The sequence below is a fragment of the Streptosporangium heterodermiicola genome, from assembly GCF_051390675.1.
GTDB lineage: Bacteria > Actinomycetota > Actinomycetes > Streptosporangiales > Streptosporangiaceae > Streptosporangium.
Map to the genome: position 1 here is coordinate 149,185 of NZ_JBPJSR010000020.1, position 10,072 is coordinate 159,256.

Annotated in this window: 10 protein-coding genes; 7 read left to right on the plus strand and 3 right to left on the minus strand. The window is 69.2% G+C overall.

What is annotated here, in order from left to right; all coding sequences use genetic code 11:
* Positions 1–64 precede the first annotated feature (64 nt).
* Positions 65–583, plus strand: coding sequence for a SigE family RNA polymerase sigma factor (locus ACSC1Q_RS33780; RefSeq protein WP_436762762.1), 519 nt, complete (start codon positions 65–67; stop codon positions 581–583).
* Positions 570–2,015, plus strand: coding sequence for a hypothetical protein (locus ACSC1Q_RS33785; RefSeq protein ID WP_436762763.1), 1,446 nt, complete (start codon positions 570–572; stop codon positions 2,013–2,015). Before ACSC1Q_RS33780 ends, ACSC1Q_RS33785 begins: the two co-directional genes overlap by 14 nt.
* Before the next feature lie 160 nt (positions 2,016–2,175).
* On the opposite strand, the gene ACSC1Q_RS33790 is transcribed toward ACSC1Q_RS33785, so the two are convergent.
* On the minus strand, positions 2,176–2,880 hold the full coding sequence (locus tag ACSC1Q_RS33790) for a ThuA domain-containing protein (RefSeq protein ID WP_436762764.1): 705 nt from the start codon (positions 2,878–2,880) through the stop codon (positions 2,176–2,178).
* A gap of 273 nt (positions 2,881–3,153) precedes the next feature.
* On the opposite strand from ACSC1Q_RS33790, the gene ACSC1Q_RS33795 reads away from it, so the two are divergent.
* Positions 3,154–3,714, plus strand: coding sequence for a GNAT family N-acetyltransferase (locus ACSC1Q_RS33795; protein WP_436762765.1), 561 nt, complete (start codon positions 3,154–3,156; stop codon positions 3,712–3,714).
* On the opposite strand, the gene ACSC1Q_RS33800 is transcribed toward ACSC1Q_RS33795, so the two are convergent.
* Both ACSC1Q_RS33800 and ACSC1Q_RS33805 read right to left on the minus strand, forming a co-directional pair.
* Positions 3,715–3,909: a hypothetical protein gene (locus ACSC1Q_RS33800; protein WP_436762766.1), complete on the minus strand. Its 195-nt coding sequence runs from the start codon at positions 3,907–3,909 to the stop codon at positions 3,715–3,717.
* 12 nt (positions 3,910–3,921) lie between these two features.
* Positions 3,922–4,131, minus strand: a complete 210-nt coding sequence (locus ACSC1Q_RS33805) for a BRCT domain-containing protein (protein ID WP_436762767.1) — start codon at positions 4,129–4,131, stop codon at positions 3,922–3,924.
* A 50-nt stretch (positions 4,132–4,181) separates the two neighbouring features.
* Between ACSC1Q_RS33805 and ACSC1Q_RS33810 the strand changes: the two genes are divergently transcribed.
* From ACSC1Q_RS33810 to ACSC1Q_RS33825, 4 genes are read left to right on the plus strand one after another with little or no spacing between them, the layout of a single operon-like run.
* The gene (locus ACSC1Q_RS33810) at positions 4,182–5,744 is read left to right on the plus strand and encodes a site-specific integrase (RefSeq protein ID WP_436762768.1); all 1,563 of its coding nucleotides are present in this window, start codon (positions 4,182–4,184) and stop codon (positions 5,742–5,744) included.
* Complete coding sequence (locus ACSC1Q_RS33815; protein ID WP_436762769.1) at positions 5,741–7,486, plus strand: hypothetical protein; 1,746 nt, start codon at positions 5,741–5,743, stop codon at positions 7,484–7,486. The genes ACSC1Q_RS33810 and ACSC1Q_RS33815 overlap by 4 nt, the downstream gene beginning before the upstream one ends.
* Positions 7,483–9,639, plus strand: coding sequence for a hypothetical protein (locus ACSC1Q_RS33820; protein WP_436762770.1), 2,157 nt, complete (start codon positions 7,483–7,485; stop codon positions 9,637–9,639). Before ACSC1Q_RS33815 ends, ACSC1Q_RS33820 begins: the two co-directional genes overlap by 4 nt.
* Positions 9,636–10,046, plus strand: coding sequence for a hypothetical protein (locus ACSC1Q_RS33825; RefSeq protein ID WP_436762771.1), 411 nt, complete (start codon positions 9,636–9,638; stop codon positions 10,044–10,046). The genes ACSC1Q_RS33820 and ACSC1Q_RS33825 overlap by 4 nt, the downstream gene beginning before the upstream one ends.
* The last annotated feature ends 26 nt before the right edge of the window (positions 10,047–10,072 follow it).

Sequence of the window (10,072 nt, forward strand, 5' to 3'; positions counted from 1 at the left end):
CATGCTTGGAAACCTTTCGCGCGGGGCCGGGCGTATGGACGGGTATGAGACCTAAGACGGCCGCGTGAGCGGTCACGAGGGGTTCACCGAGTTCGTCGCGGCGCGGGGAGCGAGCCTGTTCAGGATCGCGCACCTCACCTGCGGGTCCCGCGACGAGGCCGAGGACGTCCTGCAGAGCGCGCTGGAGAAGGCCTACCGCAGCTGGGGCCGTCTGCACGCGGGCAGTGACCCCGAGCCCTACGTGCGCCGCATCATCGTCAACACCGCCATCAGCCGCGCCCGCCGTCGCGCGATCCTGCGGATCTTCCTGACCGACGCGCCCCCGGACACCCCGGCGCCCGACTCCCTGAGCGGTGTCGAGCTTCGCCAGGTCCTGATCGCCGGTCTGCGGAGCCTGCCGCCGCACCAGCGCGCCGTACTGGTCCTGCGTTTCTTCGAGGACCTGACCGAGGCCCAGACCGCCGAGGTCCTCCGCTGCTCGATAGGGGCGGTCAAGAGCCAGGCGTCCAAGGGACTGGCCCGTCTGCGCCCCCTGATCGGCGCCGACCTTCACGAGGAGGAGTTTCCCCATGCGGAACGTTGAAATGCCGAACGTCGAACACGAACTCCGGCTGGCCATGGTCGAGGAGACCTCCGCGCTCGGTGTGCCTCCCGGCCTCGCCCACCGCGTCGTACAGGGCGCGAGACGGGAGAGGAGGGCTCGTACGGCGGCGGTGGCCCTGGTCGCCGCGGCCGTGCTGGCGGCGGCCGTACCCGGCTACCTGATCGTGACGGACCGTAGCGGCGTCGCCTCTCCCACCCGGGCGGTGGGCGTGGACGGCGTCAAGGTCGGTTACCTGCCCCCGGGGCTCGGCGCGCCCGTGGTGGGGAGAGCCGACGCCGGAGGGCTGCGCGGCACCGGGGCGACCTGGGGGGCGGGGGAGGACCTCGTCCGCGTCACGGTCTACCGGGACCCGGCCTTCCACGTCGGGGGAGCCGAGCGCGTGCTCGGCGGGATCAGGGGCACGCCCGAGACGCTGCCGGGAGTCCTCGCCGTGCGGGTACGCGGGCGCGGGGCGTTCACCCGGGCAGAGGGGGACGACCTGGTCTGGGAGGAGCGGCCAGGACTGGTCCTGCGCGTCACGGTGGGCGCCCGGCACCGGGACGCCCTGCGGAGGATCGCCGGCGGTCTCGTCCCCAAGGATCCGACCGGGGGAGTCTTCCAGGGGCTGCGCGTCACCTACGTCCCCCCCGGCCTGTACCTGAAGAGTCCCTTCTCCGTGGTCGACCCGACCGGGTGGGCCGAACTCGGATGGAGCGGGGACGACGGCGCCTCGATCCGGCTCCTGGCGGTGCGCGGGGTGAGCGCCGCCGACGCGGAGACGTTGCTCACCTGGGCCAGGACCCGTCAGAACCTGTCCACCGCCACCCCGGAGAAGGTCCGGGGCAAACCCGGGTACCGGGCCGACGGGGGCGGTGGGGACGCTGCGGGTGCCTCGGCCACGCGGATGCGCCTGTGGCTGGAGAGGCCCGGTCTCGGATACGTCGTGACGGTGAACCGGGGCCTCGCGACCACACTGGACAGGATCGTGAAGGGCCTCGTTCCCGCCGAGCCGCCGTCCACCTCCGGCAAGCCGTCCACATCGGGCAACGCGGTCGACCACGTCGCTCTCGCCTACCTGCCCCCCGGCCTGCGACGGGTCGCCGGGGACGCGACGCGGCTCGGCGAGGGCTGGAGCGCGAAGATCGGACGCTGGTCGGACGGCTCACGCGACGTCGAGGTCACCGTGATCCGAGGCGTGCGCCTCCACGACAACCGGTGGGTGAACGAGTTCCTGCGCGGAGAGAGGCGGGAGTCAGCACGCACGAGAAGGCCGCCCATGGGCATCCGGACCACAGGCCCTGACGGTCGCCGGGGAATCTTCTTCGAGAGCCCGGAGGTCGCCGTCCATGTGAAGGCCGACCCCGCCCTGGCCGGTGAACTGGACAGGATCGCCGCGAAGGTCCGCGTCCCGCCCCCGTCCTACCGGCCCTAGACGAGGAGGCCCGGAACCGGGGGCCGGTGGAACCCGCGCGGCATCTCGGCATCTCGGCGTCTCAGCGTCTCGGCGTGGACCGGCCGCCGGACGCCCCGGGAGGTGTCGCCGGGCGGGCGGAAGGCCACGGGCCGGGGCCGCTCGCAGGTGCCGGCGACGGTCACCGGCCGGCCCACAGCATCCCCCTTTCGATGACGGTGCGCACGTTGTCGTCGCGCAGGACGCCGAGATCGTGTCCCGGGGTCGCGACGAAGATCTTCCCGTCGCCCCAGCCGCGGGTCCAGATCGCCGGTGAGGTGACCTCCCGGTGCCAGGGGTCCCACGGGCGGGCCTTCTGGGTCGCGGTGGCCAGCACGTCGACGTAGTCGTCGGTCAGCACCCAGTACTGCTCGGTGACGAGGTCGAAGTCGGCGACGCCCGCGGTGATCGGATGGGTTTCCGCCTCGGGCAGCATGGTGACGGTGTACGGGACGAAGTTGTCGGCCTGCGAGCCGTCCCGCTCGGCCGGGTCCTTGCCGGGGTGGCAGGCGAACTGCCCGCCGATGAGATGCAGGTAGTCGGAGGAGGCGCGGAAGGAGTCGGCGATGCCGCCGTGCCAGCCGGCCATGCCGGTACCGGCGCGGATCGCGGCCTCCAGCCCGCGCAGCTCGTCAGGCGTGATCGTGCCCATGGTGTAGCACTGCACGACGAGGTCGACACCGGACATGAACGCGGGATCGGCGTACGGCGCGGGGGAGTCCGCCCGATGCACCTCGAACCCGTGCTTCTCGAGAAAGGGGACGAAGAGTTCGGTGGCGGCCACCGGGGCGTGCCCTTCCCAGCCGCCCCGGACCACCAGAGCTCTGCGCGTGTGATCGCCCGTCATGCTTTCACCTATCGATCAGAGGACAAACGACTGCAATCTTCACATTTCATGACCGGTGTCACCAGTGCCGCGCGGATACCCCCACGGCGCACCGGCGAAGGCGCCCCGATCGGCGGTCAGGCAGCCGTCAGCCATCGTCCGGCGCTGGGCCTCGGTGCCCCGTACCCGCTCGCCGGACCGGTCGTCGTCCCGGGCCGGCCGCGGGCCGGTGGCGCCGATCGGTCACCGTGACCGAGCCCGGACAAGGCGACCGTGTTCTATGCTCCGGGGCCTATGAGCGAATCGCGCACGCTGTCCGCCACGGAGGTCCCTTCGGAACGGCTCCTGCTCCGTAGCGCGTTGCGCGATGCCGACCGCGCGGGATTCATCGAGCTCTACACCGATCCCGAGGTTCAGGCGTACATCGGTGGTCCCCAGCCCCGGAGCGACGTCGAGCGGCACTTCGACGCGGCGATCGCCAGCCCGACGTCCAGGCCCGGCAACTACGTCATCGCGGACAACACGACGAACCGGTTCGTCGGGACACTGATGCTCGCCCCCCGGCCGGACGACGGTCCCGGGCACGTCACCGGGGACGGCGGGGAACTGGAACTGGGCTACGCACTGCGGCGCGGCGCGTGGGGCGCGGGATTCGCGTTCGAGGCCGCGTCGGCCGCGTTGCGCGCCGCGGCCGCCGAACTCCCCGACCAGCCGGTCGTGCTCGTGACCCAGACCGCGAACGAGCGATCCCTGAGACTCGCCGCCCGCCTCGGCTTCCGCCCCAGCGGCACGTTCGAGGAGTATGGAGCCGAGCAGACCCTCTGCACGGCGCCCCTGTCCGTGTTCCGGATCTGATCACGGCATCCGGCGCAGCGGCCCCCGGACCTCGCCCTCCCGGACCGCGCCGGCCTTCCGGCGGTACGGGATTCCGGACGGGGACGACCGGACCTGTGAGCCGACCTCGAACACCCCGGGATCCGCGCGCCCGTCGACGGCCGACGCGGGAGGTCGCTCCGCGGCCTGCTCGAACTCGCCGACCGGGCGAGACACCTCGGATCCCCGTCAGATGAACGGCCCGACGAGGCCGGCGAACTCCTCGGGGCCGACGATGCGCACACCCAGGGTGTCGGCCTTCGCCCGTTTGGAGCCCGCGTTCTCCCCGGCGACCAGCAGGCTGGTCTTCTTCGAGACGCTGGAGGAGGACTTGCCGCCGGCGCGTTCGATCAGCTCGTTCATCTGGTTGCGGGTGAGCGCCTCCAGCGCCCCGCTCATGGAGCCTTCCCTGATAATTCTGTGAGTTCAAGGGCTATAGGAGGCAGGGCGTGGGCGAGTGGTGGGTGGTGTTCGTGCCGGATGCGGAGGGTTGGGATCCGCTGCCGGAGAAAGGGGTGCTGGGGATCCGGGATCTGCCCACCGCGGCGGCTGGTATCGGCTTGCGACCAGGTGATCCGGTCTTCGTCCGGCCGGACTTTATAGTGGACGCTGAGCTGCTGGAGTTCGTCTTGTCGCCCACGTTCCGGAAGCTGGAGCGGGAGAGTCGGCGGAACTACGCGACAGACATCCGGCTGCTGCTGAACTGGTTATGGCGTCGGGGCCTCCCGTGGCGGCAGGCGACCGAGGGGGATCTGCAGGCTTATCAGGAGTTCCGGTGCAGGTCACCGCTCAATCCAGTCCGGGTGGGTGGCACGAAGTGGAACCGCGAGGCAGCAGCGCTGACCAAGCTCTACAAGTGGGCGAAGGTGTCGCCGCTGCCCGTAGACGTGAGCCGACCGGAAGACCGGGCGGCCGATGCCCGCAGTGCCCGGGTGTCTTGGTTGACGCCGCGGACGTGGGGTTTGTGGCAGGACCTGGGACTTCGGGGCCTGACCCGGGACGGGTCACCGCAGCCGGGGTGGGACGCGCGGACGGAGCTTCGAAACGCCTCGTTCGTGCAGTTCATGCTGAGCTCGGGGCTTCGTCGGCAGGAGGGTGGAGGGCTGCTGACGTTCGAGGTGCCGTCACAGCTACTGCGTCACGGGCGGTACTGCCACGGCCGGATCGCGAAGGCGCTGTCGCGGTCGAAGAGGGTTCGTACCTTCTACGCGTCGGTGGATTCGGTGCGGCAGGTTGGCTCCTACATGGAGTCGGAGCGGGCGTGGGCGGTGCAGCGTGCCCGGGAGCAGGGCCGTTACGAGAAGCTATCGCAGCTGCGGCTGGTGACCGGAGTGACGCGGGAACTGTCCCCGATGGTGCACTGGGTGGACCGCGCCGGGGTAGAGGGGCGGCGTGAGTTGGCTCTGTTGGACTGGCGTGAGCGGCGGTGGCTGTTCATCGAAGGGCCGGAGGGTCCAGAGCCAGCGTGGTTGTGGTTGACCGAACAGGGCCTGCCGATGCTTCCGGACCGCTGGAACGCCGTGTTCAGGCTGGCGAACAAGCAGTGCGAGCGGATGCTGCTGACGCAGCAGGAACGGGAGGCAAAGCGCTTCCTGAGGTCGGCAGAGGTCCGCGGGAAGGTACCGTACGCGACACCGCACTCCACTCGGCATTCGTTCGCGCTCTACATGCTGATCACGCTGAACGAGCTGATGGACCGGAAGTACGGTCTAACGTCGGCCGAGCGGCGGGATTTCGCCCAGTTATACGGTGACCCGTGGTGGCTGGTGAAGACGCTGTTGGGACATCGGGATGTGGAGACGACGCGGGAGCACTACCTGACGCCGGTGACGCACCTGCAGTTGGAGTCGATCCTGGCGCTCGATGCGGATCGCGACGTGGGCGAGCGCAAGGATGACGAGGACGCGAGGGACATGGTCAGCCTGTTTGCGCAGTTAGCGAAGGCATCGGCAGGGATCCAAGACATCGACGTATTGGTCGATGCACGGCCGGTTGCGCAGGAGGCGCTGTGAGCGGGCGCAGGCGAGGAAACGGGCACCGGGCGGTCCTGCCGCCAGCGGACTTCCAGACCACTCCGCAACTGACCCCGGACGGGCTGGAGGTGACAGTGATCAACAAGGGCGGTCATGCGCGAGTCTTCGACTTCGGTGAGCTGAAGGTGCCGGCGCCTATGCAGCGCTCGCTGGCGAGGACTTTCGCCGCGCAGTCCCGCACCTGGACCGGTCACGCCAGCGCGAATTCGTACTGGAACTCGGTCCTGGCATTCGACCGGTTTCTCGATGCTCAGGGCCACCCAGCTCAGGACTTGGACGAGTTGACCTCGGCCACGCTGCGGCTGTGGCGCAACAACCACAAGGAGACCGCTGGCGGCCGTAACTCCATGACGCAGATGCGGACGCTTCTGAAACGGGACCGTCGGCTGGCGGTCGGCTTGGCCGCGGAGGAACTTGCCCGGCGTGTTCCGAGCCGAGGGTCGAGCAAGCAGTCGTATGAGGGGCCGGAGCGGGAGCGGATGGTGCTGGCGGCGGAGCGGCAGTTCCGGGCCGCGCTGCTGCGGATCAGGGAGAATACGGTCCTACTGGAGCAGTGGCGGGCAGCAGAGTTCACCGAGCGAAGCCGCGAGGGAAGAATCGGAGCGGTCCTGGATCATCTGGCGAAAACCGGTGACGTCCCGCGCACGGTGCACACCAGCGGCCAGTCATCCGTGACGAATACCACCCTACTGGGCGGGGCAGGAGCCTTGGTGACGTGGGGTCGGTTGTTTCTAACGCGGCAGGAATTGACTGCGCTGGCAGTGATGCTGACCGACCGTTTCGCGTGGAACCTTTCGATGTTCGACCGCGTTCCCGTTCCGGTCAGGACGCCGTCCGCGGGAGAGACGACGACCATCACCTACCAGGTGCAGGTCGAGAAGCGGCGTGCTGGGGGCGGGCGGTGGTTCTCCACGGAGAACATCACCGACTCCGGCGCGGACTCACCGGGCCGGCTGATCACCAAGGCCCTAGAGGCCACCGCACACGGCCGCGCGCTGGCCGCCCGCCTGGCACCGGGCATTGACTTGCTCATGGTCGGCCGCAGCCAGCAGCCCAACAGGGCGGGCAACGATCTGGACCGGCCGCCCCGGGTCGGCCCCCTGGCTTTCGGAGTCTCCTCCGACGACGGGAAGTGGTGGGGGCGGTCCCACGGGTTAGGCGGGTCCCCTTTCCAACGCAGCCGCCGCACCACCGTGACCCAGGAAGGCCGACCGCTCCAGCACAGCCGAGGCACGCACGAGAGTGTCTACATACTGCCCGACAAGAACGTCCAGAAGGCGGCCCGGAGCGTGATCGCAGCTGGCGCTGAGGAGGCCCTGAATCAAGCCCGCGACACCACCTTCAAGGGCCGGCTGACCGACGCCGCAGCCCCCGACCACCAGGAGACCGCTACCGCGGACTGCGCGAACGAAGAGACCAGCCCCTGGCCCGCCCCGGGCGGCGGCTGCGGGGCGGACTTCCTGCTCTGCCTGGCCTGCCCGAACTCCCGGGTTCACTCTGGCCACCACTCACGCCTGGCCTACCTGCACCGGCAGTTGACGGCACTGCGCTCCGCATGGCCTGAGGAGATGTGGCGCGGGCGATGGGACGACCACCTGCAGCGGCTGGATGACCTACGCGACAAGATCAGAACCCTCGCCTGGGACGCCGCCCTGGCCCGTGTCACGAGTACCGACCGCACCATCGTCGATCTCCTGCTGAAGGGACAGCTTGCCCCGTGACCACGCTCCTTGGCGTCGAGGCCGATCCCTACGTGCTTCCGATGCCCGTCCCGGACAGTCCGGGCATTCTGCCGTGTTGGATCAGCCTCGGCAACAAACATCCTAACGCCCGCTACCAGGACGACATCTGGCCGATGGGGCCGCTCATCGACATTCCTGGAAGCAAGATCCACTGTCTCTACTGGAAGAACTGCCCGGGTGACCTGCGGGACGAGCTGAAGCTCGTTACCTGGACCATGCTCAATGGGGAACTGCGGCCCACCTACGTGCAGTCGCGCGGCCGGGCCACGCGCACGCGCGACAGTGCGCCGGTAATGCGGCACAGCTTCCTGGAGTGGCTGAGGCTGGCTCGCTGGCTCAACGAGCGAAACGTCACCCGTCTGGGCGGCTGCACTGCGGAGCACTGGCGGGCCTACGCCACCGGGCGGACCTTCAGCGGTTGCAGTCGCGACCACGCCCGGAGGATCCTCGGCCAGCTGTCGGACTTATGGGCATTCGACCAGCTCAGCGCCCGCCCGTCAGGCATCGGTCGGCCGCCCTGGGACGTCGAGGGCGTCGACGACTACCTGCCCGAGGAGGCCAGCACCGGCGGAGGGGAGAACCAGACCGAGCCACTGGACGAGACAGTCATCGGTCCGCTGCTGACCTGGGCAATCTTCATGGTTGAGGACTTGGCCGACGACATCTTGGCTGCCTGGGCCGAGCGGCGCCGTCTGACGGCCCGCGCGCAGGCCACCAAAGGCACCCCTGCCAGTCGCGCGTCCCTGGAGGACTACCTGTTGCCGCTCGGCGCCCGCGACGACAACCTCGTGCCCGCCACTGTCGGCGACTGCGGTGGGGTCACGCTGGCTCGCACGTTCATCGCTGCGACAACCGGCGCCAGCTTCAAGCAGGTGGACAGGTTCGCCATCAAGCACGGCCTGACCCGGCTGGCCGCCCAGAGACCAGGACCCTGCCCGCTCGAGGTCCCGATCACAGGCCGGATCGAGGGCCGACCCTGGAAGGAGTACATCGAGTTCGACGAGGCTCCCGTGCTGATGCGCTGTCTCGCCGCTGCCGCTACCATCGTGATCTTGTATCTGACCGGGATGCGTCCGCAGGAGGTTCAAGGGCTGCGGTCCGGCTGCTGCCCCAACCCGGAACCGAACCCGGACGGCACCACATCACGGCACCTGATCTACAGCCACCACTACAAAAACGTCACCGACAAGGATGGCAACCATGTCTCCGCCGGCGAGGAGCGCGAAGTCCCCTGGGTGGCCATCGAGCCAGTGGTTCACGCCATTCGTGTCCTTGAGCGCATTGTCCCGGTCGGTGAACTCCTCCTCAGCTCCGCCCACCAAGACTTCGCCAGCCGGCGTCCCTTCCGAGGCTCTCTGAGGGCTGAGAGCCTGGCCAGGCGGGTCGAGGACTTCGTGGCCTGGGCGAACCGAGAGGCAGACAGGCACGACCTGCCGCAGAGGGTGATCCCTTCGGACCCGCTCGGGGCGATCGGGCTGGCCCGCTTCCGTCGCACCCTGGCCTGGCACATCGCCCGCCGACCCGGCGGGCTGGTCGCGCTTGCCGTCCAATACGGTCACATGCGCGCGGTTCTCGACGCCCGGACCTCCACCGGATACGGCGACCGCGGCCGTCCCGGCATCCACGGCGTCCTCGATATCGAGACGGTGCGTGCGGCCGCCGACACCGCCGCAAACCTGCTGGGCCGGACCGCGGCCGGGGAGAAGATCTCCGGCCAGGCGGCCCGACGCGCTCTCACCGGAGCCCTCAAAGCCCCGCGCTTCGAAGGGACCCTGACCACCCGACAGGCCGCCACGAAGGCCGCGAAGTTCCTCGCGCATGACGGGAACGTCCTGTTCGACAACCCTGATTCGTTTCTGATCTGCGCTTTCAAGCAAGACACGGCCCTGTGCGACCCGGAACCGGGGGCGACAGCCCCCAACCAGTTCGCCTGCCAGCTCGGCTGCGGTAACGCAGTTCGCACCGATGCCCACGCCCACGCCCTGCGGGACCGCGCCGACTACCTCGACCGCCAGGCCGACTACACGCCCAAGCCCGTCGGCGACCGGCTCCGTAGCAACGCGAACCGGCTCCGCGGCATCGCCGACACCCATGACGCCATCGCCAAGACCGCCAAGGAAGTCCTCACATGAACGAGCAGCACCAGGATGAACGCGCCCGCATCCGCGACGCCATCGACCGGCTCCTGGCTGGCAAGCCCACCCGCTCCGACGGCAGCCTCACCATCGTCGCCCTCGCCATCGAAGCAGACATCCACCGCATGGCACTGCAAAAACGACACGCTGATCTCAAGGAAGCCTTCTACGCCCGTGTCCGCGCCGAGACCCACCAGACCCCAGAAGTCGAAAAGCGTCTGCGCAAGGACGTCGCCCAACTGAAGGCGAGCCTGAAGGCGGCACGCGACTCGGAAGCCGAGGCATGGAGCCGTGCTGAGCAGCTCGCTCTCGCCTCCGCCGTCCTCGCCCGCCGACACGGTTCGGGAGGGCAACCCGCCCCCCTGTTCAACAACGTCATCCCGATGCCGGAGCTGGACCGCTGATCAACCGAGACCGTACCTGCGAGGTA

Coding starts and splice junctions, on each gene's coding strand:
- ACSC1Q_RS33795 (WP_436762765.1), top strand. CDS start 3,154: ATGAGCGAATCGCGCACGCTGTCCGCCACGGAGGTCCCTTCGGAACGG.
- ACSC1Q_RS33825 (WP_436762771.1), top strand. CDS start 9,636: ATGAACGAGCAGCACCAGGATGAACGCGCCCGCATCCGCGACGCCATC.
- ACSC1Q_RS33790 (WP_436762764.1), bottom strand. CDS start 2,880: ATGACGGGCGATCACACGCGCAGAGCTCTGGTGGTCCGGGGCGGCTGG.
- ACSC1Q_RS33785 (WP_436762763.1), top strand. CDS start 570: ATGCGGAACGTTGAAATGCCGAACGTCGAACACGAACTCCGGCTGGCC.
- ACSC1Q_RS33805 (WP_436762767.1), bottom strand. CDS start 4,131: ATGAGCGGGGCGCTGGAGGCGCTCACCCGCAACCAGATGAACGAGCTG.